Genomic DNA, 20,748 nt, shown 5'->3' with positions numbered 1-20,748 from the left:
ACCCGGTCCCCCGCCGTACCGGACTGCCCATGAAGAGCAAGCAGGAAATCGTCGACAACTGGCTGCCGCGCTATACCGGCGTACCGCTGGACCAGTTCGGCCAGCACATTCTGCTGACCAACTTCGGCGGCTACCTGCATACCTTTTCCGAGCTGACCGGCGCGCCCATCATCGGCCTGGACCGGCCGATGGCCAGTGCCACCATCGACGGCATCACCATGATCAACTTCGGCATGGGCAGCCCCAATGCCGCGATCATCATGGACCTGCTGTCGGCGGTGATGCCCAAGGCCGTGTTGTTCCTGGGCAAGTGCGGTGGCCTCAAGCGCAAGAACCAGCTGGGCGACCTGGTGCTGCCGATCGCGGCGATCCGCGGCGAGGGCACCTCGGGTGACTACCTGCCGCCGGAAGTGCCAGCGCTGCCGGCCTTCGCGCTGCAGCGTGCGGTCTCGACCATGATCCGCGACCTCGGCCACGATTACTGGACCGGCACCGTCTACACCACCAACCGCCGGGTCTGGGAGCACGACGAGGCCTTCAAGGAGCGCCTGCGGGCGATGCGCTGCATGGCCATCGACATGGAAACGGCCACGGTGTTCGCCGCCGGCTTCGCCAACCACATCCCCAGTGGCGCGCTGCTGCTGGTCTCGGACCAGCCGATGATCCCCGACGGGGTCAAGACCGAGGCCTCCGATGCCAAGGTCAGCTCCCAGTTCGTGGAAAATCATATCCAGATCGGTATCGAGGCGCTTAAGCTTATCCGGCGCAACGGCAAGTCGGTCCGCCACCTGCGCTTCGACGAATGATGATGATGGCCGCGCGCAGCGCGCCGGCCCTGGGGAGTAGGTGATGGACGTTGCCGCGCAAGTGGTGGATTTCTGGAAGGAGGCGGGCCCGGCGAAGTGGTTCGCCCGCGACGATGCGTTCGACGCGCAGTTCCGCCAGTTGTTTCTGGACGAGCATTTCGCTGCGGCGTCGCGCGCGCGCGAGCATTGGCTGGGCAGCGCCGAGGGCGCACTCGCCTTGATGCTGCTACTGGACCAGTTTCCGCGCAACTGCTTCCGCGGTACCGCCCATTCCTACGCCACCGATGGCCTGGCCCGGCATTACGCCATGCGCGCCATCGAGGAAGGCTTGGACCTGCAGCTGGTGCCGAAGCTGCGCGCCTTCATCTACCTGCCGTTCGAGCACTCCGAGGACCCGTTGGACCAGGACCGCTCGGTGGCGATGTTCGATGTGCTGGGTGACAAGGAATACCTGCAGTACGCCGAACTGCATCGCGACATCATCCGCCGCTTCGGCCGTTTCCCGCATCGCAACGCCGTGCTGGGTCGCATTCCCTCGCCGGAAGAACTGGATTACCTGGCCGAAGGCGGTTTCGCCGGCTAAGAAAAAGGGGACGGAGGGGATTAAGTCGTTTGAGGCACAAACGACTTAATCCCCTCCGTCCCCTTTTTCGGTGCCGATCAGTACTTCGGCACGCCGTTGTCCACGTCTTCCGACCAGGCGTTGATGCCGCCGGTGACGTTGAAGACCTTGGTGAAGCCCAGGGCGCGGAACTGCTCGGCGGCCTGCGCGCTGCGGCCACCGTGGTGGCACATGAAGGCCAGTGCGGTGTCCTTCGGCAGGGCTTCCAGCGCGGCGCGGCCGGTGCCGTCGAAGGTCTTGAACGGCACGCCCACGGCGGCGATTTCACGCTCGTCGGCCGGGCGCACGTCCACCAGGGTGATGTTGCCGGCACGCACCAGGTCGTCGGCATCACGCACGCTGATTTCCTGCACCGGCTTGGGCGCATTCGGGTTGTCGATCGCCAGGCCCTTGCCGCGGATGTCGTCCACCCAGTCGATGGTGATGCCGTTGGCGCGACGCGCGCTGGCCAGGTCGAACTGCACGCGCAGGCCGTTGGACTCGGCGGCAATCGCGCCTTCGTCGTGCGGGGCCAGCTGGAAGTTCGGCTGGAAACCGGCGTCGATGGACAGCTGCAGGGCAGCGCCCGGAGCATCGGCCAGCGCGCCCTTGAGCATTTCCACGGCGGCCGGGGTGACGGTGATGCTCGGCGGGGTACGGTCCGGCGCAGCCAGGCCCAGCACGCTGCTCAGCTCGCCGCTGGCGGCCATCTGCAGCACGATGTCGCTGCCGCCGACCAGTTCGCCGTCGATGTACAGCTGCGGGATGGTCGGCCAGTCGCCATAGGCCTTGATGCCTTCACGGATTTCCTGGTCGGCCAGCACGTTGACGTGGGCGAACTCGACGCCGAGGTCCTGCAGGGCGCCCACGGCCTTGGCCGAGAAGCCGCACTGCGGCATCGACGGCTGGCCCTTCATGAACAGCACGACGCGGTTGGCGTTGAGGATGGATTCGATGCGCGAACGCAGGGCGGGATCGAGGGACATGGACGTCGGGGTTCCGGGAATTCGAATCATCAATTCTAACCCCCATGGCATCATGGGGGATGAGCAACGCAGGAACATTGCATCGCATCCCGGCCCGCCCCTGGCGCTGGCTGCCCTGGCTGGTGGCGTCGCAGCTGGCCGTGATCCTGGTCTGGGCCCTGGCCGGCTGGCACTGGGGGCTGCCACTGATGGTGGCCAGCCATGCGCTGTTCATGGTGCCGGTGTTCCTGCCCAACAGCCGCTTCTATGCGCCGGTGCTGAGCCGGCTGCCGGAGGCCGGCAACACGGTATGGCTGACGATCGATGACGGTCCTGGCCCGGAAACCCGCGCCGTGCTCGACCTGCTGGACCGCCACCAGGCGCGCGCCACCTTCTTCCTGGTGGGCGAACGTGCGCTGGCGCAGCCGGAACTGGTAGCCGAGATCCTGCGCCGTGGCCACGACCTCGGCAATCACAGCCACAGCCATCCGCAGGCACGCTTCTGGCGGCTGGGCCCGGCCGCGATGCGCGCCGAGATCGAGGGTTGCCAGCATGCATTGCAGACCCTGGGTGGCCAGCCGGTGCACTGGTACCGCTCGGTGGTGGGCATGACCAATCCGTTCGTGGCGCCGGTACTGCAGCGGTTGGGGCTGGTCCGGGTGGGCTGGAGTGCGCGCGGCTTCGACGGCATCGACTGCACGGCGCAGGGCGTGCTCGATCGGCTGCTGCCCGACCTGCGCCCGGGCGCCATCGTGCTGCTGCATGAGGGGGCTGCCCACGGTCACAACCTGGCGATCATCGAGCGCGTGCTGCAGGCGCTGGACGAGCGTGGCCTGAAGGCGCAACTGCCGGCCCTGTAACCCAGGGTTCTGGTCGCTTGAGGCAGCCGAGCATGGGCTCGGCTCTACAAGGGCTGGCGATCATCCTGTAGCGCCCGAGCCGATGCTCGGGCGGCGGTGCGCAGCACTGGAAGACGTCGGAGGGCAGCCGGGCGTGAGCTCGGCGCTACAACGAAGGGCGTTCGGCCACCAGCAGCCAGCTGTTGAACGGGGTACGCCCGTGCAGCGGCCGGGGGGCAGTCACCTGCAATCCAGCTTCGGTCAGCGTCGCCTGCAGTACCTGTGGGTCGGGGTAGTGACGCGGCCGTGTGCCCATCCAGCCGACCAGCCAGGCCAGCCGGTCAGCCACCCGCGTGGTGCGGTCGCGGCTGTCGCCAGTGGCCAGCGGCGTGCGCAGCAGCAGGCGACCACCAGCGGCCACCCGTGTGCTTGCCGCGTGCAGCAGCGCCTTTTGCGGCCCCGCGTCCAGATACTGCAGTACGTCCAGCAGCAGGACGTGCCCGGATTGGGTCGGCAGCGGCGCCTGCACATCCAGGCAGTCGAAGTGCACATCGGGCAGGTCGGCGGCTGCACGCCGGGCACGCGCGATCTTGCCGGCATCCACGTCCAGGCCCAGGTAGCGCTGGCTACCGCCGCGCTGGCGCAGCACATGGGCGAACAGGCCGAGGCCGCAACCCAGGTCCAGCACCGGCTGCCCATCGTCAGGCAGATGCTGCAGCACGCCGTCGTACAGCGGATCGCTGCCGAGTTTGCCGCGTGTGTAGTAGTAGTCGCGGCGACTGCCCCAGACCTGCGCCGGCCGGAATGCGTCGGCGATCAAGCGGGCTTGCGGGGCCGCCAGGGGAGTGCAGGGCAGGGGCGTGCCAGTCCGTGGCGTGCCGTCCATCGCCTCAGTCCGTGCCGCCAAGCAGGTGCGCGGCCACCGGCAGGGCGCGCGCGCTCCACAGCGCGTACATCCGCGCCGAAGGGTGCAGGCCGTCTTCGGCAATCATCGCCGGGTCGTCACCGTGGTCACGGCTGATATCGGTGATGTCGACGAAGGCCACGCCCTGCTGGGTGCTGATCACCTCGGCAGCCGCGTTGAACTCGTCGGTCTCGATCTCGATGGCGGCCAGGTCGCGGCCACTGCCGGCGCCGAACGGGGTCGCACCCCAATCGGGGAAGGACAGCACCAGCACGCGGCCGGCGTCACCGCCAGCGAAGCCGATCGCCCGCTGCAGCAGGGCCTGGAACTGGCTGCGGTATTCGTCCAGCGGACGCCCGCGGTACTGGTTGTTGACGCCGATCAGCAGGCTGACGAAATCGAACGGCCCCTGCGGCGCGGCCGCATCGATGCCCGCATCGAGTTCGTCGGTGGTCCAGCCGGTGGTCGCAATGGTCTGCGGATCGGACAGCTCAGTGCCCTGTGCACGCAGCGCGGCAGCCAGCTGGTGCGGCCAGCGGCCTTCGACTGCAACCGCTTCACCGATGGTGTACGAATCGCCCAGCGCCAGGTAGGACAGGGTCACAGGTCAGGCCACCGAACGGCGCGGCTTCAGCGGCACGACCTTGGTCGCGTCCTCGGCACGGCGGGCCAGGGCACGGTCAATGCGCGCGAATACATCGCGCATCACCGAGGCTTCCGGCATCAGGGTCACGCGGAAATGGTGGCGGTAGGGCACGTTGAAGCTCGAGCCCGGCACCACCAGCACGCCCTCGTTGTTCATCAGGTCCAGCGCGAAGTTGTGGTCGTCGAAGCCCTTCGCCGCAGCGCCGACCACGGCCGGGAACGCGTACAGCGCACCGGCGGGAGCGACCAGCGACAGGTGCTCGCTGGCTTCGCAGGCCTCGATCACCGCGCGGCGGGTTTCATACAGGCGACCGCCCGGCGTGCACAGCTCGGAAATGGTGTCCGGGCCGTTCACCGCGGCCTCGATGGCGTACTGGCCCGGCACGTTGGCGCACAGGCGCAGCGCGCCGAGCAGGTCCAGCGCCGCGCGGAAGTCACCCAGGCGGGCATCATCGCCGCTGAGGTGGGCCCAGCCCACGCGCCAGCCGCAGGCGCGGTGCACCTTGCTCAGGCCGCTGAAGGTCAGGCACGGATGATCACCGGCCAGCGGTGCGACCGGCTGGAACACCGCGTCGTCGTACAGGATCTGGTCGTAGATCTCGTCGACCAGCAGCAACAGGTTGTGGCGGCGCGCGATCTCCACCACGCGCTCCAGCAGTTCGCGCGGATAGCTGGCGCCGCTGGGGTTGTTCGGGTTGATCAGCACGATGGCGCGGGTGCGCGAGGACACCAGCGTCTCGATCTCGCTCGGGTCCGGCTGGAAGCCGTTCTCCGGTGCGCAGCGGTAGTACACCGGGCGGCCATCGTTGAGGATGGTCGAGGCCGACCACAGCGGATAGTCCGGTGAGGGCACCAGCACTTCGTCGCCGGGATTGAGCAGCGCACGCAGCGACAGGTCGATCAGTTCGCTGACGCCATTGCCGAGGAAGACGCGGTCCGGATGGGCATCGGGCGCGCCACGGCGGGCGTAGTACGCCGCGATGGCTTCACGTGCCACCGGCAGGCCCTGCTGGTGGGTGTACGGGTCGGTGCGGCCCATGTCATCGGCGATCGCGCGCTGCAGGTGCTCAGGCGCACGGAAGCCGAAGGCGCCGGGGTTGCCGATGTTGAGCTTGATCAGCTTGCGGCCCTGCGCCTCCAGCTCCCGCGCTCGCCGCGCCAGTTCTCCGCGGATTTCGTAGCGCACTTCGGAAAGGCGCTCGCGGATGGCCAGGGGCTTGGGCGAGTTGGTGGACATGGGAGCTGGGCCGTCAAAAGGCATGGGGCTTCCATCCTACCGGAATTGCTGCAATGCATGGCAAGGGCTCGGGCCCCGTCAATGCTGGGCTGGCAGGGCGCCGGCACAGGTAGAATGGCAGTGATGACCCAGACCCCCGATTTCATCGCCCTGCAGACCATCGGCTGGCCCTGGCCGGGCCCGGCGCAGCAGGCCGACTGGCAGGCCGCCATGGCCGCTCACCCGCAGGCCCGCCCGGCGCGGGTGATCGAACAGCACCGCACCCACTATGTGGTGGCCGATGGCCCGGATGCGTCGATCAAGGCCGAGTCGCTGCCGGAATGGCAGCGCCCGCGCTTCCCCAGCCATGAACGGCCGGCGGTAGGTGACTGGGTATTGCTCGACGGCATCCGCATCGTCGCGCTGCTGCCGCGGCGTACCGCGATCAAGCGCGGTGCGGCCGGCGAGCACTATCATCAGCAGGTGATCGCCGCCAACATCGATACGGTGTTCATCGTCTGTGGCCTGGATGCCGACTTCAATCCGCGCCGCATCGAGCGCTACCTGCTGCTGGTCGGTGGTGGTGGTGCCGAACCGGTAGTGGTGCTGACCAAGGCCGACCAGACCGAGTACAGCGAGGATGCGCTGGCGGTGCTGGAAGAGCTGGAGATGCAGGGCATCGCGCTGCATGCGATCAACGGCCTGGATGCCGACAGCGTGGCGGTGCTGCAGCCGTGGCTGGGCCCGGGCCGCACGGTGGTGCTGGTCGGTTCCTCCGGTGCCGGCAAGTCCACGCTGACCAACACCCTGCTCGGCGAGCAGCGGATGAAGACCAACGCAGTGCGCGCCAACGATTCACGTGGCCGCCATACCACCACGCACCGCGCGCTGATGCCGTTGCCGATGGGCGCCTGCCTGATCGACACCCCGGGCATGCGCGAGTTGAAGCCGACCGGTGAAGAGACGCTGTCCGAAGGTGGCTTCGCCGACATCGAAGCGCTGGCCGCACAGTGCCGCTTCAACGACTGCAAGCACCAGCAGGAACCGGGCTGTGCCGTGCGTGCAGCGATCGAGGCCGGCGAGATTGAAGAGAGCCGGCTGCTGAACTACTTCAAGCTGAAGGAAGAAGTCGCCGCCGCCGCCGCCAAGCTGGCGGTGCGCCAGGCCGAGACCGCGCAGGAACGCGGTGGCAAGAAGGGCAAGGGCCAGCAGTTCCGCCCGGCAGGCAAGCCGCGTCGGCGCTGATCGGTATCGCGGGGTCGGATCCCATTGCACCGCAATGGGCTCTGACCCCTGCAATGAACCCGCGTCTGCCTGCTTCGGATGAGTGCTAACTGCCCGCTCCTGGTAGGTGCCAACCTTGGTTGGCACGAATGGTTCCAAAGCCCGCCCTCGGCGGATGCCAACCCAGGTTGGCACCTACCAACGCGCGGGCAGAGCGCTATAGTCCGCGCATGGAACCGATCGCGACGCTGGACCGTGACGTGGCCCACCATGCAGCGCTCGATGCGCGCCTGGTCGAGGCCGTGGGAGGCATCCGCCTGCTGGGCCTGACCAGCTGGCCAGCCACGGTGCAGGCGCCGTTCCTGGCCAGCGTGGCGCGTGGCCAGCCGGTACTGCCGAAGGTGGATTACCCGAAGCTGGACTTCAGCGAAGAACGCCGCGCACTGGCCGCGATCGCCGCCGACTGCGACGACAGCCATCCGCTGGGTCACTACGTGCGGCAGTCGGCGCAGAGCTGGGACCTGGCTGCACAGCTGCTGGAAGGGTTGGGCACTGCTGCCGTCGACTCCTGTTCGGTGCAGCTGTTCGGCGCACCCGAGCAGCCGCTGCCGGGCAATGGCCCGAGCACGCGCGAAGCGGCGCGCCACTTCATCCAGATTGCCGCCGAGCTGGACCACGAACTGCTGGCACCGGAAGAGCAGGTGCCGGTTTCGGCCATCGCGCTGCAACTGCAGCTGCAGAACGATCTGGACGCCTTCTTCGAATCACGCATCATCCAGGTGCAGCTGGATCCGGAACTGGTGTCCAAGGCGGCTGCAGGCCCGACCCGCATCCGCCTGCGCACCAGTGCGCGCTTCAGTGCCTACGACCGCGCGCAGCTGTTCCACCATGAAGCGCTGGTGCATTCGCTGACCGCCCTGAACGGCCGCGAGCAGCCGGTGCTGCCGAGCCTGGCATTGTCCTCGCCGCGGGTGACCGCGACCCAGGAAGGGCTGGCCACCTTCGCCGAGCAGATCACCGGCAGCATCGACATCGAGCGCCTCAAGCGCATCAGCCTGCGTACCGAAGCGATTGCGATGGCGCGCGAAGGCGCCGATTTCATCGAAGTGTTCCGCTATTTCTGTGATGCCGGGCAGAACGCGGAAGAGAGTTTCGCTTCGGCGCAGCGCGTGTTCCGCGGCGTGCCGCCAAGTGGCGGTCTGGCCTTCACCAAGGACACGGTGTACCTGCGCGGCCTGGTGTCGGTGCATACCTTTTTCCGCCACATGCTGGCCGAGGACCGCCTGCAGGTCTGCCGCTGGTTGTTCGCCGGCAAGATGAGCCTGACCGATGCGATCGCGTTCGCGCCGTTGTTCGAGGCGGGGGTGCTGAAGCCGCCGCGCTGGCTGCCGCATTGGGTGAGCCGGGCGAACGGCCTGGCCGGCATGCTGGCGTTCTCGCTGTTCGCCAACCGGATACGGATGGACCAGCTGGCGCCGGAATGAAATGCGTTGGCGGGATGATGCGCTGGCGCCTCGATTGATATCGCTGGGCGGCGGTGGGGCACCCTGGCCAGGACACGCCGTAAACCCATCCATGGGGGCTCGATCGGCGCATCCATGCGCCTCACGGTCCTGGCCAGGGTGCCCCACCGCCGCCAGACAGTTTCCCGCGCGGGCGGCAGCACATCACCGCGCCGAAGGGATTGCGCTTGAAAAGCAAAGAGCCGGGCAGTGCCCGGCTCTTTGCTCTTGCTCTTGCTTTCCATTGCCTCCGCGCCGGCGCGGGGAACTGTCCAGCGTGGGTAGGCAGGCCCATGCAGGACCGTGAGGCGCATGGATGCGCCGATCGAGCCCCCATGGATGGGTTTACGGCGTGTCCTGCATGGGCCTGCCTACCCACGCTATGCAGGAACAATCAACGCGCCGCAGCGCCCGCTTTCGATTTAGAACTCCGCCGCCACCGTCATGAACAACTGCCGCGGTGCGCTCGCATGGATCGCATACCGCGTGCCCTTCGGATCGGTCGGTGCGAACGAGCTCAGCTGGCCGGCGTAGCGCTTGTTGGTCAGGTTGGTCGCGTTCAACGACACCCGAACGTTGCGCAGGCCCAGGCCCGGGCCGAAATCGTAGCCCGCACCGGCGTCGAAGGTGGTCACGCCCGGCACCGACTGGTCGTTGGTGTAGGTGTAGTAGCGCTTGCCGGTGTACTTGGCACGCAGGCTGGCGAAGAAGCCATCGCGGTTCCAGCTGATTTCACTGGAGGCCATGCGCTGCGGCGTATCCACGGTGATCTTGCCGGCCACCGGCACCACCGCACCGCCGGACAGGTAGTCGTCCTCGTAGGTGGTCTTGTTCCAGGACAGCGCGTTGTACCACTGCAGGCCGTCGATCGGCTTGAGGATGAAGGTCAGCTCCGCACCGTGGCTCTTCACCGAACCGACGTTGATGAAGCGCGTCACGCACTCCGGACGCGTGCCGACTTCGATGCTCGAGCACGGGTTCAGCGACAGCAGGCGGTTGTCGAACTTCACGTTGTAGGCCGCGATCGACGCCTGGTACTTCTCGCCGAAGGTACGGAAGCCGGCTTCCAGGCTCTTGGACTTCTCCGGCTCCAGCCCGGCACTGGCCGCGAACGATTCCGGCGACACCTGCAGCGGGCCGCCGCTGCCACCACCGACGAAGGCGGCGATGTTCTCGGCGTAGGAGGCGAACAGCTCGTTGTTGGCATTGAGCTTGAAGCCCAGGCCCACCTGCGGCAGTACCGACTTCTTGGCGGTCAGCGTGCCCGAGGCAATGCTGGTTTCCACGCCCGGCTGGGCGGTGGCGCGCATGCGGGTGTTGGGGCTCTTGATGCCGACATCCACGGTCAGGCGCTGGTCCAGGAAGCGCATGCGGTCCTGTACGTAGAACTGGCGGGTGCGGATGTCGAAGTCCTGGTTGAACAACAGGCGGTCCGGGTTCTTCAGGTACAGGTCGTCCAGGAACGGACCGCTGATGTAGTAGAAGTTGCGCGACACGTTATGGTCGTTCTGCTCGTACCACAGGCCGGCTTCCAGTTCGTGGATGCCCACCGTCCACGACAGCGCGGCGGTCAGGCCATCGCGGTTGATCGTGTAGTTGGTGCTGCGGATCGAGATCGGCAGCATCCTGTCGGTACCCGGGTAGGACGGCTGGCCCGGTGCCCACCAGTGGCCCTGGCCACGGTTGTCGTGGTGATAGGCCAGCAGCTTCAGGCGGCCCTGCTCGCCCAGGCGCAGGTCGGCATCCACCGAATACAGGTTGTCGTCGCGCAGCGCACGGCTCTGGTAGTACGCATCGTCGATGCTGTTGACGCCGCCGCTGAATGCGCAGCGCGCCTTGTTGTAGGTGCCCGGCGCGCAGTACGCGGCGGCGACGGCGCGATCCCAGTCCGGTGCATAGATGTTCCAGTCATAGCCCAGGCCGCGGGCCAGCATGTCCTTGGACAGGTAGGCGTAGTTGGCCTGGCTGGCGCGCGAGGTGGCCACGAACGCACCGAAGCGGTGGTCGCCGACATTCCACACCGCCTTGGCATTGAACTGGCGGGTGGTCTGGTTCTGGTACGGCGCGGCCCACATGTCCTGGTCCTGGTGCACGCCGGACACATAGGCCGAGAAGCCGTTGATGTCGCCGGTATCCACGCGCAGGTAGCCACGGCGCTGGCTGTTGTCGCCGACGGTGACGCTGGCGCGGCCACCGAATTCGGTGGACGGGTCCATCGAGAAATACTGGATGGTGCCGCCCAGGTTGCTGGTCGAGGCCACGCCCAGCGAACCGATGCCCTGCGACAGCTCGGCACCGGCCAGGTTCTCGGCGATGATCGCGCGGGCGATGCTCAGGCCGTTGTAGTTGCCGTAGCTGTTGTCGCCCAGCGGGATGCCGTCCAGCGTGTAGCCCAGGCGGCTCTTGTCGAAGCCACGCAGGCTGATGGTCTGCGATTCCTCGTTGGCACCGAAGGCGTCGTTGGACTGCACCGACACGCCCGGCAGGCGGTCGAGGATCTTCTGGCCGCTGGTGCCCGGCGGCAGCACCTGCTTGTCGACGGTGGTGATGCGCTGCACCTGGCGGGTCTCGCCCTGGCCGATCACGGAGACGGTATCCAGCGTCTGCGCGCTCAGCGCGGCCTCGGTGCTGGCGCCGGTATCGGCGGCGGTGGCGGCATGGGCGCTGGCGGCGGCGGAGAGCGCGATCGCCACGGCGATCGTCAGGTGTCGGGTCTGCATGGTGGTCCGTTGCATTGGGGGTGGTCACCGGCACGCGTGCGCGGTGCATGGCCACTATGCGAACGGAACATGAAACCTTCTTTACGAAAAACCAACGAACGATGCAGGGCAGTGGTGTGCGTCCTGCAACCTGTTCGTCATGGTGGTATGTCGGTGGGAATCAGAAGCGCTCCCCTGGCCAGCTCAATTTGAGCTGGTCCATGCAGTCACGGTCATGTTCGGAGAATGAGAACCCGATCTGGATGCCGTTCACTACCGTACCGAACACCGTGGACTCGTCGAGGCTATGCCCTGACGGGACGGAAAGGACGTTGAAGTCGGGGTAGCGACGACCCATCTGCTTTCGCGAGATGCAGGCGCCGCCCAGCGACAGCGTAATGCCTTTGATGATTCGCCCCGACGCATCGGTGTAGATCTGGCCAGAAGGCCCCTTGATCCTCCCAGCGACCACGAATGGCGCCAGATCGATGGTGGCGCTGTCGCCCCGGCCCCTTCTTGCTTCCGAACGCGAGCCGGCCGGAGCCAGGGGTGACAGCTGCGCGACAAGGTCAGAGCGTGCCAGTTGCAAGGACCAGCGCTCCACGAGCCGCCAGGTTGCGTCCGCCTCTTCCGCAGTGGCAGCGGACGTGGCTGCAGCTGCAGAACCGGCAACCAACAGGCTCAGGAGCAGAAGAAGTTCAGGGACGGGCTGCGATCGCTTCATCGTAGATTCTTCCGTAGAAGTCGTTGTAGTTCTCGCCGGTGGTTGAAGTTACGTTGTTGTCGCAGAACAGCTTACCTACCCGCCGGTCCAGGTCTTCACCGCCGGCATCGGCCTGTGCGATGAGGCCAGGACCGTTGGATGCAGCTACGCCGATGTCGTAGTACCCCAGGCTGGTCACCAGAAGCTCACTGCGCGCGGTGAGGTTGTTGAGTACCGCTTTCCCCTCCATGGTGCAGAAGTGCTGGATGAACGCACCTCGGGTGCTCAAGGCGATACCTTCGAAGTACAGTGCGTGTCCCACTTCATGGGCAATGGCTGCGATCCGGAAGTAATAGCCTGCAATGTCGGAGGAATCGCAGTCGAAGGACTGGATGTAGATCCGGATGGGATTGCGATTGGTATAGGACGCGGGAGCCCAGGCGAAGGTCCACTCCGGATGGCCGGTGATCTGCGCGTCGAGCGTGGGCGCGCCTGGGATCAGCCAGTCGGGGCAGCCCAGACCCGTGATCACCCGCATGGGCGGGGGCTCCGCGCGGGCCGGTGTCGCCAGCAGCGTAGTGGCGACCACGAGAAGCGCAATCAGCAATGCACGCATGCCAACCTCCTTGATCCGCGATTCCAGCCGTTCATCCATCGGGCTCAGCGAGCGCTGGCAGGTATAGCACCGGTTCTGCCGATGTATCGGGAAGTGCGTCTCAGAAATGCAGAAACAAAAAGGGGCCGGATCCCCCTCGCGAACGAAGGTTCACCGGCCCCGCGCACTCCGTGGGGGAGGCGGTCCACGCACTGCGTGGAGGAGGGCTCAACCCATGTACAGGCCACCGTTGACCGGATAGTCGGCGCCGGTCACGTACGAGGCTTCGTCCGAGGCCAGCCAGGCGCACAGGCCGGCTACTTCCTCGGGGCGACCCAGGCGGCGCACCGGTACCGAGGCGGCGAGCCGGTCCAGTACATCCGGCGGGAAGCTGCTGATTGCCTGGCTGGCGATGTAGCCCGGCGACAGCGTGTTGACGGTCACCCCGCGCGAGGCTACTTCCGCGGCCAGCGCACGGCTGAAACCATGCATCGCGGCCTTGGCGGTGGCGTAGTTCACCTGGCCGATCTGGCCCTTGTGGGCGCTGACCGAGCCGATGTTGATGATGCGGCCCCAGCCACGCGTGGCCATCCCATCGACCACCTGCTTGGTCAGGTTGAACAGCGCATTGAGGTTGGAGGCGATCACCGCGTTCCAGTCTTCCACCGTCATCTGCCGGAACAGCAGGTCGCGGCTGCCGCCGGAATTGTTGACCAGTACATCCACCTCGCCGACTTCGGCGCGGACCTTGGCGAACGCCGCGCTGGTCGAGGCCCAGTCGGTCGCGTTGCCTTCGGAGGCGATGAAGTCAAAGCCCTGTTCGCGCTGCTCGCGCAGCCAGTTGGCCTTGCGCGGCGAGTTCGGCGCGCAGCCGGCAACCACGGTGTGGCCGCTGCGGGCCAGGCTCTGGCAGATGGCAGTACCGACACTGCCCATGCCGCTGGTGACGTAAGCGATTCGAAGCGTCATTGCAGAAGGCTCCTTTGGTAAGGGATCAGGCCGCGAGCGGGTACAGGCCGAACAGCAGGCTGCCGACCATCAGCAGCATCGAGATGGCGATGGCCCACTTCAGGGTGAACTTCTGGTGGTCGGCGAACTCGACCTTGGCCAGGCCCACCAGCAGGTAGGTGGACGGCACCAGCGGGCTGAGCAGGTGCACCGGTTGGCCGGCCAGCGAGGCACGCGCCATTTCCACCGGGGTGATGCCGTAGTTGCCGGCGGCCTCGGACAGGATCGGCAGCACGCCGAAGTAGAACGCGTCGTTGGACATGAAGAAGGTGAACGGCATCGACGCCACCGCCGTGATCACCGCCAGGTACGGGCCCCACGATTCCGGAATCACCGCCAGGAAGCTGTGCGACATCGCTTCGACCATGCCGGTGTTGTTGAGGATGCCGGTGAAGATGCCAGCGGCGAAGATCAGCGACACCACCGACAGCACGTTGCCGGCGTGGTTGACCACGCGGCGGCGCTGCTCGGCCAGGTTCGGATAGTTGATCACCAGGGCGATGGCGAAGCCGACCATGAACAGCACCGGCATCGGCAGCACGCCGATGATCAGCGCGGTCATCAGCGCCACGGTCAGGGCCAGGTTGACCCACAGCAGCTTCGGACGCTTGATGTCCTCGGCGTCTTCCACCGTCGGCAGCGGATTGCTGTCGTCGGACACGCTGCTGTCCATCCAGCTGCCGCCCTTGGGCAGGGTCACCACGCCCAGGCGACGGCGTTCCTTCAGGCCCAGGTACCAGGCCAGCAGCAGCACGCCGGCACAGGCGATCACCATCGACGGGATCAGCGGCACGAACACATCGGCCGGGTCAACGTGCAGCGCGGTGGCCGCGCGGGCGGTCGGGCCACCCCACGGGGTCAGGTTCATCACGCCGCCGGCGAGGATGGTCACGCAGGTCATGTTCAGCGCGTTCATGCCCAGCCGCTGGTACAGCGGCAGCATCGCCGAGACGGTGATCATGTAGGTGGTCGAGCCGTCACCGTCGAGCGAGATCAGCATCGCCAGCACCGCGGTGCCGAGCACGATCTTCATCGGATCGCCCTTGACGAAGCGCAGGATCACCCGCACCAGCGGATCGAACAGGCCGGCGTCGATCATCACGCCGAAGTAGAGGATGGCGAACATCAGCATCACGCCGGTCGGCGCGATCTTCTTGATGCCCTCCAGCATCATCTCGTCGATGCCGGCGCCGAAGCCGCCGATCAGCGCGAACAGGATGGGGATGGTGATCAGGGCGACGAGCGGCGACAGGCGTTTGCTCATGATCAAGTACATGAACGTAATGACCATGCCAAAGCCGAGGATGCTCAGCATCATCTGCGGACTCCTTGCGAAAACAGGACGTGGGGGAGTGGAAAAGGCCCGGGCGGCGTGCCCGGGATGCCGGGCTTAGAAGTCGTACTGCAGGCGGCCGGTGACCGCGCGCGTGCGGTCCACCGTGACCCCGGCCAGGCGGTCGCGGTTGCGGCTTTCGATCACGTTGAGCATGAAGCGCAGGTTGTCGCGCAGGTACCAGTTGCCACCCAGCGTCCACGCTTCGGTGCTGCCGCGGCGCAGGTCGGGTGCACCGTCGAGGTGCTGTGCGCCCCACATCTGGTCGTAGCGCAGCGCCACTTCGAAGGCACCGGCCTTGTGGCGGATATCCTTCACCCGCGCGAAGCGGCCGGTCTTGCGGTCGTAGGCGCGGCTTTCGCCGGTGACGAACCAGCTGAGCATGCCGTAGGCGGCCATCACGTCACCGCGCTGCGCGCCGTCGTCGAAGGTGGCGCCACTGAATTCGCCCTGCCACGACAGCGGGCCGCGCACCTGCGCGTATTCCAGCGACCACTTGTTGACGTCGGTATCGCGGCCGGCGGAGAAGTTGACCAGGGTCAGGCGGCTTTCATCGGACAGATGGCCGGCCGGGCGAGGGCGGATGCTCAGGCCCGGGGTGCCGTTGGCGCCGGGGTTGTCGTAGGCCTCGCGGGCCAGCGACAGGCCCAGGTGCAGCACGTCGCCCTCGCTGGGCGAAGGTGCCCAGGTGACGCGGCCACCGGCGGCGCGGCCCTTCACCTGCCAGGCGTCGATGCTTTCCAGGCTGTAGATGCTGGCCGCCCAGGTGAAGTCACCGGGGTTGGCCTGCCACGACGCACCCAGGCGGTACAGCGGCGCCAGCGTGGTGCCGGCGTTGCCGCGCTCCAGGAAGCTGCCGTAGTTGGAGCTGGTGCGGTCATCCAGCGAGAAGTACTGCTTGAACTGGCCCACGGTCAGCTTGCCGGCCTTGCCGAAGCTGCGTGCCAGGTACACGTCCTTGGCCTCGACGCGGTCGCCGGAGAAGTCAGCTTCCAGCTTGTAGTCGACCACGAAGAACTTGCCGGACACGTCCAGCCAGGCGCGACGGATCTCGGTGTCGTCCTTGTTCGGCGTACCGCGGTTGTCGTTGTCGAAGGTGGCGAAGTCCAGGTGCAGGCGGCCACCGAGGGTGGCGGTGACCGGGCGGTCGTCTTCGGCGGCGAAGGCCGGCGCCGACAGGGCAGCCAGAGCCATCATGGCGGCAGGACGCCGCCAGGCAAACGTGAATTCCACAAACCCTCCCAGGTGCGCGCCAGGCGCGCGGCAATCGTGGGCACCGGACGGTGCGCGGCCGCAGTCTGGGTCGGGCAAGCTGTCATCGTCCTGTCAACGGTTTGTGCGGTGCAGCGTAAAACCGGCCGCTGCGCTCACTGGGCCACGCCCGGCAAGCGCGGCGGCGGCATGCGGTAGCATTCGTTTCCCCTCCCACCCGTGTGCCCATGCGCCTGCTGCTGGTCGAAGACAACCCGGATCTGGCCGATGCGATCATCCGTCGCATGCGTCGCAGCGGCCACGCCGTGGACTGGCAGGCCGATGGCCTGGCCGCCGCCAGCGTGCTGCGCTACCAGAGCTTCGACCTGGTGGTGCTGGATATCGGGTTGCCCAAGCTTGATGGCCTGCGCGTGCTGGCCGGCATGCGCGAGCGCGGTGACAGCACACCGGTGCTGATGCTGACCGCGCGTGATGGCATCGAAGATCGCGTGCAGGCGCTGGACGTGGGTGCCGACGACTACCTGGGCAAGCCGTTCGATTTCCGCGAGTTCGAAGCGCGCTGCCGCGTGCTGCTGCGACGCGCGCGCGGCCAGGCCAGCGAAGTGGTGCAGATCGGCGGCTTCCAGTTCGACAATGCCGCGCACCGGGTCAGCCTCGACGGCGAACCGATCGAACTGCCGAACCGCGAGTACCGGCTGCTGGAGATCCTGGTCGGTCGTCTCGGCCAGGTGGTCGGCAAGGATGAGATCGGCAACGGGCTGTTCGGCTTCGATGATGAGGCCGGTCCGAATGCCATCGAACTGTATGTGGGGCGTCTGAGAAAGAAGCTGGCCGCCGCGCCGCTGCGCATCACCACGGTGCGCGGCGTCGGCTACCTGCTGGAAGCCAGTGACGGCAACACCGATGCCGATGGCTGACGCCCGCGCTGCGAACGCCGCACCGGGCTCGCTGCGGCGCACGCTGTTGCTCTATCTCGGGGCACTGCTGGCGGTGTTCGCAGTGGCCCTGCTGTTTGCTGCACGTGACTACGGCCAGCGCGCCGCCAACCGTTCCTACGATCACTTGCTGGTCTCTTCGGCGCTGTCCATCGCCGATTCGGTGGCGCTGGTTGATGGCCAGTGGCAGGTGGATCTGCCTTATGCAGCGCTGGACCTGCTGGCGATGGCGCCGGAAGACCGCGTGTTCTATCGGGTGGCCGACAGCCGCGGCAACCTGATTACCGGCTACGGCGATCTGCCCGCGCCGCCGCGACGGCCCGGTACGCAACCGCAGCTGTTCGATGCCCCCTACAGCGACGAGACCGTGCGCTTCGTGGTGGTCGGCCGCAGTTTTGCCGCCGCGTCGGCGCAGGGCGAGGTGCAGGTCCAGGTGGGCCAGACCCGGCGTGCACGGGAAGCCGTCGCGCAGGACATGGTCAATCGCGCGCTGTTGGCGATCGGCGTGTTGTCCGGCCTGCTGCTGGCGCTGGTGGCCTTCGGCGTGCATCGCGCATTCCGTCCGCTGGTGCGGGTGGAGCGCGAGCTGTCGCGACGGGAACCGTCCGACCTGAAGCCGCTCGATGCCCGCGTGCCGCGCGAGATGGACCAGATGGTGGCAGCGTTGAACCGCTTCATGGATCGCCTGTCCAGCAGCAACGAGACGCTGCGCGCGTTCATGGCCGAGGCCGCGCACCAGATGCGCACGCCGCTGGCGGCATTGCGTGCGCAGGCGCAGCTGGCGCTGGACGATGACGATCCGGAGGACATGCGGCGCAGCCTGCAGGCGATCGAGCGCAACGCCACCCACATGAGCCGCCTGCTCAACCAGCTGCTCAGCGATGCCAGCGTGATCCATCGTTCGCACCTGCAGCGCTTTGCTGCAGTGGATCTGGCCGAGACCGTGCACCAGGCCCTGCATGAAGCGCTGCCGCAGGCCGGCCCTGCGCCGCGCGTGCAGCTGGCGATGACCGCCGAGCCGGTACAGGTGCATGGCGATGCGCTGCTGCTGCGCGAGGCGATCAAGAACCTGGTCGACAACGCGTTGAAGTACGGTGGTGATGGCCCGTTGCAGATTGCCTTGACCGTGGAAGGTGGGCAGGCGGTGCTGACCATCGCCGATCACGGTGCGGGCATCGCGCCTGGCGATGCCGAACGCGTGTTCGAGCGCTTCGCCCGTGGCGAGGGCGCGCCGTCCGGCGGCGCCGGGCTTGGCCTTGCCATCGTCAAGCGCGTGGTCGACAGCCATGGCGGCCGCATCGATCTCAGCAACCGTCCGCAGGGTGGTTTGATCGCTACCATCCGCCTGCCCCGGAGCAGTTCATGATCCGCCTGTTCGCCACCGCCGTTGCCCTGCTGTTGGCCCTGCCGGTGCTGGCCGCACCGGGCGATGTGCGCCGTTTCCCTGCGCAGGGAGCCGCCATGGCACAGCTGCGCATCCACGGCACCACCGACATCGAAGTGTTCGCCGTGGTCATCGCCGACTACCAGCGCCTGCACCCGGGCACCGAAGTGGTGTACGAGGACATCATCACCCAGGACCTGTACGCGCGGTACCTGCACGACCGCGGCGGGCCGGCATCGCCGGACCTGCTGATCTCCAGTGGCATGGACCTGCAGACCAAGCTGGTCAACGATGGCCATGCGCTGCCACACCGTTCGGCACAGACCGCCGCGCTGCCGGCCTGGGCGCAGTGGCGCAACGAGGCATTCGGCATCAGCTATGAGCCGGTGGTGATGGTCTACAACACCCGCGCACTGCCGTCGGCGAAGGTGCCGCACACGCGCCGCCAGCTGCTGGACCGGCTGCGTGCGGAGGGCGCACCGCTACGCGGAAAGGTCGGCACCTATGACATCGAGCGCAGCAGTGTCGGCTACCTGCTGGCGACCCAGGATGCGCAGCGTGGCAGCATCGCCGGCGCATTGCTGGGCGCGCTCGGCGACAACGACGTGGTGCGTGAGGAGCGCACTGGCGTGCTGCTGGACCAGCTGGCCAGTGGCCAGCTGTCGCTGGTCTACAACGTACTTGGCTCCTATGCGCAGGCACGTGTCGATGCCGGCGCGCCGCTGGCCATCGTCGAACCCGAGGATTACACGCTGGTGGTGCTGCGTACCGCGGTGATTCCGCGTACCGGCCCGCATCCGGAGGAGGCACGGCGTTTCCTCGACTACCTGCTGTCGCCGCGAGGCCAGCAGGTGCTGTCGCGCGAAGCGCGTCTGATGCCGATCGTGACCGGCAACGCACGTGGCGACGATGCGCCCGGCCGCAGCCGCCGTCCGATCCAGCTTGGCCCGGGCCTGCTGGTGTACCTGGACGCGCTCAAGCGCCGCCAGTTCCTCGATGCCTGGCGCAGCAGCGTGGAGCCGGCAGGGCGCTGACGCGGCGGCCTGCCCGTACAATGGCGGCATGAGCGAATACACCATCCTGATCGCCGATGACCATCCGCTGCTGCGTTCGGCGGTGGTGCAGTCATTGCGGCAGAGCCTGCCGCTGGCGCAGGTGCGCGAGGTCGCCAGCGCTGATGCGCTGGCCGAGGCCCTCGACGCGCACCCGGATGTGGACCTGGTGCTGCTCGACCTGACCATGCCTGGCGCGCACGGTTTCTCCGCGCTGCTGCACGTGCGTGGCTCGCATCCGGACATCCCGGTGGTGATCCTCTCGTCCAATGACCATCCGCGGGTGATCCGCCGCGCGCAGCAGTTCGGCGCCGCCGGTTTCATCCCGAAGTCGGCCCCGGCCGAGACCATCGGCGAGGCCGTGCAGGCGGTGCTGGATGGTGGCCTGTGGTTCCCGGCGATGGCCGCCGAGCGTTCGGAGGCCGACGCACTGCTGGCCAGCCGCCTGGCCCAGCTGACCCCGCAGCAGTTCCGCGTGCTGCTGTGTCTGGCCGATGGCCTGCTCAACAAACAGATCGCCTACGAGCTGGGCCTGGCAGAGAACACGGTGAAGGTGCATGTTACGGCGATCCTGAAGAAGCTCGAATGCCATAGCCGCACGCAGGCGGCGGTGCTGGTGAAGGCGCTGGAGCCGGAAGGCGACCCAGGCGGGATCTGACCGATGCGGGGGACTCCGGCGCCGTTCTACTCCCTCATCAACACGACCCTCGATGGGGATCCCGCCGTGGTTGTGGTCAACACGGCGCTGCGGACCTTCGACGGGCGAGATGCATTTCCCTGGCACCTGCGGATCGTTATCGCCTGCAGGGGGTTGGGGGAGAAGGGTATGCCCAACCCGGAAGAAGTGGCGGTGATCACCCGTCTGGGAGAGTGCCTGGAAGCGGCCGTTGAAGTGGATGGCAATGCGGTTTTCCTCGCGCGCATCACTGTTCGTGGCGAGCGCGTGCTGTTGTACCGCGTGCATGATCCCGAGCAGGCGAATGATGGCTTGCAGCACCTGCTTGCCACGTCCGAGCCGGTGCGGGCGTGGCAGTTCCAGATGGAGTACGACCTGGGCTGGAATCTGGCCAGACCCGAATTGGACCTGCCGCTACGAGATTCAGAGGTCAACTAGCCGCAGAGGCG

At 67.1% G+C, this 20,748-nt stretch carries 20 protein-coding genes; 10 read left to right on the top strand and 10 right to left on the bottom strand.

Annotated elements, in window-relative coordinates:
• The first annotated feature begins 29 nt into the window (after positions 1 to 29).
• Both SriyCCGPB3_RS17895 and SriyCCGPB3_RS17890 read left to right on the top strand, forming a co-directional pair.
• Positions 30 to 806, top strand: a complete 777-nt coding sequence (locus SriyCCGPB3_RS17895; RefSeq protein ID WP_049415280.1) for an AMP nucleosidase — start codon at positions 30 to 32, stop codon at positions 804 to 806.
• A 43-nt stretch (positions 807 to 849) separates the two neighbouring features.
• The gene (locus tag SriyCCGPB3_RS17890; protein ID WP_110713615.1) at positions 850 to 1,389 is read left to right on the top strand and encodes a DUF924 family protein; all 540 of its coding nucleotides are present in this window, start codon (positions 850 to 852) and stop codon (positions 1,387 to 1,389) included.
• A gap of 77 nt (positions 1,390 to 1,466) precedes the next feature.
• Here the strand turns inward: SriyCCGPB3_RS17890 and grxD are convergent, their stop codons facing one another.
• On the bottom strand, positions 1,467 to 2,393 hold the full coding sequence (grxD, locus tag SriyCCGPB3_RS17885) for a Grx4 family monothiol glutaredoxin (RefSeq protein WP_042358958.1): 927 nt from the start codon (positions 2,391 to 2,393) through the stop codon (positions 1,467 to 1,469).
• Positions 2,394 to 2,452: 59 nt separating this feature from the next.
• Between grxD and SriyCCGPB3_RS17880 the strand changes: the two genes are divergently transcribed.
• Entirely contained in the window at positions 2,453 to 3,232 is a 780-nt protein-coding gene (locus tag SriyCCGPB3_RS17880; RefSeq protein WP_350259584.1) for a polysaccharide deacetylase family protein, read from the top strand.
• A gap of 145 nt (positions 3,233 to 3,377) precedes the next feature.
• On the opposite strand, the gene SriyCCGPB3_RS17875 is transcribed toward SriyCCGPB3_RS17880, so the two are convergent.
• From SriyCCGPB3_RS17875 to SriyCCGPB3_RS17865, 3 genes are read right to left on the bottom strand one after another with little or no spacing between them, the layout of a single operon-like run.
• Positions 3,378 to 4,097 (bottom strand): class I SAM-dependent methyltransferase, encoded by a 720-nt coding sequence (locus SriyCCGPB3_RS17875; protein ID WP_350259583.1) that lies wholly within the window; start codon positions 4,095 to 4,097, stop codon positions 3,378 to 3,380.
• A 4-nt stretch (positions 4,098 to 4,101) separates the two neighbouring features.
• The gene (locus SriyCCGPB3_RS17870; protein WP_006384308.1) at positions 4,102 to 4,719 is read right to left on the bottom strand and encodes an SGNH/GDSL hydrolase family protein; all 618 of its coding nucleotides are present in this window, start codon (positions 4,717 to 4,719) and stop codon (positions 4,102 to 4,104) included.
• Positions 4,720 to 4,722: 3 nt separating this feature from the next.
• Positions 4,723 to 5,997 (bottom strand): pyridoxal phosphate-dependent aminotransferase, encoded by a 1,275-nt coding sequence (locus SriyCCGPB3_RS17865; protein WP_110713611.1) that lies wholly within the window; start codon positions 5,995 to 5,997, stop codon positions 4,723 to 4,725.
• A 114-nt stretch (positions 5,998 to 6,111) separates the two neighbouring features.
• Here SriyCCGPB3_RS17865 and rsgA point away from each other — a divergent pair, with 114 nt between their 5' ends.
• Both rsgA and SriyCCGPB3_RS17855 read left to right on the top strand, forming a co-directional pair.
• A complete protein-coding gene (gene rsgA, locus SriyCCGPB3_RS17860) occupies positions 6,112 to 7,221 on the top strand; it encodes a ribosome small subunit-dependent GTPase A (RefSeq protein WP_110713610.1) in 1,110 nt (369 codons plus the stop codon).
• Positions 7,222 to 7,430: 209 nt separating this feature from the next.
• The gene (locus SriyCCGPB3_RS17855; RefSeq protein WP_110713608.1) at positions 7,431 to 8,684 is read left to right on the top strand and encodes a flavohemoglobin expression-modulating QEGLA motif protein; all 1,254 of its coding nucleotides are present in this window, start codon (positions 7,431 to 7,433) and stop codon (positions 8,682 to 8,684) included.
• 440 nt (positions 8,685 to 9,124) lie between these two features.
• On the opposite strand, the gene SriyCCGPB3_RS17850 is transcribed toward SriyCCGPB3_RS17855, so the two are convergent.
• The 6 genes from SriyCCGPB3_RS17850 to SriyCCGPB3_RS17825 form a co-directional block, all read right to left on the bottom strand.
• A complete protein-coding gene (locus tag SriyCCGPB3_RS17850; protein ID WP_164162879.1) occupies positions 9,125 to 11,422 on the bottom strand; it encodes a TonB-dependent receptor in 2,298 nt (765 codons plus the stop codon).
• A 160-nt stretch (positions 11,423 to 11,582) separates the two neighbouring features.
• A complete protein-coding gene (locus SriyCCGPB3_RS17845; RefSeq protein WP_110713604.1) occupies positions 11,583 to 12,125 on the bottom strand; it encodes a hypothetical protein in 543 nt (180 codons plus the stop codon).
• Positions 12,100 to 12,720 carry a hypothetical protein gene (locus tag SriyCCGPB3_RS17840; RefSeq protein ID WP_228756285.1) on the bottom strand — a complete coding sequence of 207 codons (621 nt, stop codon included), beginning with the start codon at positions 12,718 to 12,720 and terminating at the stop codon, positions 12,100 to 12,102. The genes SriyCCGPB3_RS17845 and SriyCCGPB3_RS17840 overlap by 26 nt, the downstream gene beginning before the upstream one ends.
• A 207-nt stretch (positions 12,721 to 12,927) precedes the next feature.
• Positions 12,928 to 13,668: an acetoacetyl-CoA reductase gene (gene phbB, locus SriyCCGPB3_RS17835; RefSeq protein WP_005419193.1), complete on the bottom strand. Its 741-nt coding sequence runs from the start codon at positions 13,666 to 13,668 to the stop codon at positions 12,928 to 12,930.
• A 25-nt stretch (positions 13,669 to 13,693) separates the two neighbouring features.
• Positions 13,694 to 15,022 (bottom strand): CitMHS family transporter, encoded by a 1,329-nt coding sequence (locus tag SriyCCGPB3_RS17830; protein ID WP_110714375.1) that lies wholly within the window; start codon positions 15,020 to 15,022, stop codon positions 13,694 to 13,696.
• 75 nt (positions 15,023 to 15,097) lie between these two features.
• Positions 15,098 to 16,237 (bottom strand): OprO/OprP family phosphate-selective porin, encoded by a 1,140-nt coding sequence (locus tag SriyCCGPB3_RS17825; protein WP_153854486.1) that lies wholly within the window; start codon positions 16,235 to 16,237, stop codon positions 15,098 to 15,100.
• A 242-nt stretch (positions 16,238 to 16,479) separates the two neighbouring features.
• Between SriyCCGPB3_RS17825 and SriyCCGPB3_RS17820 the strand changes: the two genes are divergently transcribed.
• The 5 genes from SriyCCGPB3_RS17820 to SriyCCGPB3_RS17800 are packed head-to-tail and all read left to right on the top strand — an operon-like array spanning position 16,480 to position 20,737.
• On the top strand, positions 16,480 to 17,169 hold the full coding sequence (locus SriyCCGPB3_RS17820; protein WP_110713600.1) for a response regulator transcription factor: 690 nt from the start codon (positions 16,480 to 16,482) through the stop codon (positions 17,167 to 17,169).
• Positions 17,162 to 18,553 (top strand): sensor histidine kinase, encoded by a 1,392-nt coding sequence (locus SriyCCGPB3_RS17815; RefSeq protein ID WP_110714374.1) that lies wholly within the window; start codon positions 17,162 to 17,164, stop codon positions 18,551 to 18,553. The genes SriyCCGPB3_RS17820 and SriyCCGPB3_RS17815 overlap by 8 nt, the downstream gene beginning before the upstream one ends.
• Entirely contained in the window at positions 18,550 to 19,605 is a 1,056-nt protein-coding gene (locus SriyCCGPB3_RS17810) for an ABC transporter substrate-binding protein (RefSeq protein ID WP_110713599.1), read from the top strand. The genes SriyCCGPB3_RS17815 and SriyCCGPB3_RS17810 overlap by 4 nt, the downstream gene beginning before the upstream one ends.
• A gap of 28 nt (positions 19,606 to 19,633) precedes the next feature.
• The gene (locus SriyCCGPB3_RS17805) at positions 19,634 to 20,281 is read left to right on the top strand and encodes a response regulator (RefSeq protein WP_075676778.1); all 648 of its coding nucleotides are present in this window, start codon (positions 19,634 to 19,636) and stop codon (positions 20,279 to 20,281) included.
• A gap of 3 nt (positions 20,282 to 20,284) precedes the next feature.
• Positions 20,285 to 20,737 (top strand): DUF695 domain-containing protein, encoded by a 453-nt coding sequence (locus SriyCCGPB3_RS17800; protein ID WP_110713597.1) that lies wholly within the window; start codon positions 20,285 to 20,287, stop codon positions 20,735 to 20,737.
• Positions 20,738 to 20,748: the final 11 nt, after the last annotated feature.

The organism is Stenotrophomonas riyadhensis, assembly GCF_040256885.1.
Lineage (GTDB): Bacteria > Pseudomonadota > Gammaproteobacteria > Xanthomonadales > Xanthomonadaceae > Stenotrophomonas > Stenotrophomonas riyadhensis.
The sequence above is the reverse complement of the archived record's forward strand: the minus strand, read 5'-3'. Positions and strand labels throughout refer to the sequence as shown.

Excerpts from the sequence above, each read along its gene's own strand:
- SriyCCGPB3_RS17895 (WP_049415280.1), top strand. The coding sequence starts at position 30 with ATGAAGAGCAAGCAGGAAATCGTCGACAACTGGCTGCCGCGCTATACC.
- SriyCCGPB3_RS17890 (WP_110713615.1), top strand. The coding sequence starts at position 850 with ATGGACGTTGCCGCGCAAGTGGTGGATTTCTGGAAGGAGGCGGGCCCG.
- grxD (WP_042358958.1), bottom strand. The coding sequence starts at position 2,393 with ATGTCCCTCGATCCCGCCCTGCGTTCGCGCATCGAATCCATCCTCAAC.
- SriyCCGPB3_RS17880 (WP_350259584.1), top strand. The coding sequence starts at position 2,453 with ATGAGCAACGCAGGAACATTGCATCGCATCCCGGCCCGCCCCTGGCGC.
- SriyCCGPB3_RS17875 (WP_350259583.1), bottom strand. The coding sequence starts at position 4,097 with ATGGACGGCACGCCACGGACTGGCACGCCCCTGCCCTGCACTCCCCTG.
- SriyCCGPB3_RS17865 (WP_110713611.1), bottom strand. The coding sequence starts at position 5,997 with ATGTCCACCAACTCGCCCAAGCCCCTGGCCATCCGCGAGCGCCTTTCC.
- rsgA (WP_110713610.1), top strand. The coding sequence starts at position 6,112 with ATGGCAGTGATGACCCAGACCCCCGATTTCATCGCCCTGCAGACCATC.
- SriyCCGPB3_RS17855 (WP_110713608.1), top strand. The coding sequence starts at position 7,431 with ATGGAACCGATCGCGACGCTGGACCGTGACGTGGCCCACCATGCAGCG.
- SriyCCGPB3_RS17850 (WP_164162879.1), bottom strand. The coding sequence starts at position 11,422 with ATGCAGACCCGACACCTGACGATCGCCGTGGCGATCGCGCTCTCCGCC.
- SriyCCGPB3_RS17845 (WP_110713604.1), bottom strand. The coding sequence starts at position 12,125 with ATGAAGCGATCGCAGCCCGTCCCTGAACTTCTTCTGCTCCTGAGCCTG.
- SriyCCGPB3_RS17840 (WP_228756285.1), bottom strand. The coding sequence starts at position 12,720 with ATGCGTGCATTGCTGATTGCGCTTCTCGTGGTCGCCACTACGCTGCTG.
- phbB (WP_005419193.1), bottom strand. The coding sequence starts at position 13,668 with ATGACGCTTCGAATCGCTTACGTCACCAGCGGCATGGGCAGTGTCGGT.
- SriyCCGPB3_RS17830 (WP_110714375.1), bottom strand. The coding sequence starts at position 15,022 with ATGCTGAGCATCCTCGGCTTTGGCATGGTCATTACGTTCATGTACTTG.
- SriyCCGPB3_RS17825 (WP_153854486.1), bottom strand. The coding sequence starts at position 16,237 with ATGATGGCTCTGGCTGCCCTGTCGGCGCCGGCCTTCGCCGCCGAAGAC.
- SriyCCGPB3_RS17820 (WP_110713600.1), top strand. The coding sequence starts at position 16,480 with ATGCGCCTGCTGCTGGTCGAAGACAACCCGGATCTGGCCGATGCGATC.
- SriyCCGPB3_RS17815 (WP_110714374.1), top strand. The coding sequence starts at position 17,162 with ATGGCTGACGCCCGCGCTGCGAACGCCGCACCGGGCTCGCTGCGGCGC.
- SriyCCGPB3_RS17810 (WP_110713599.1), top strand. The coding sequence starts at position 18,550 with ATGATCCGCCTGTTCGCCACCGCCGTTGCCCTGCTGTTGGCCCTGCCG.
- SriyCCGPB3_RS17805 (WP_075676778.1), top strand. The coding sequence starts at position 19,634 with ATGAGCGAATACACCATCCTGATCGCCGATGACCATCCGCTGCTGCGT.
- SriyCCGPB3_RS17800 (WP_110713597.1), top strand. The coding sequence starts at position 20,285 with ATGCGGGGGACTCCGGCGCCGTTCTACTCCCTCATCAACACGACCCTC.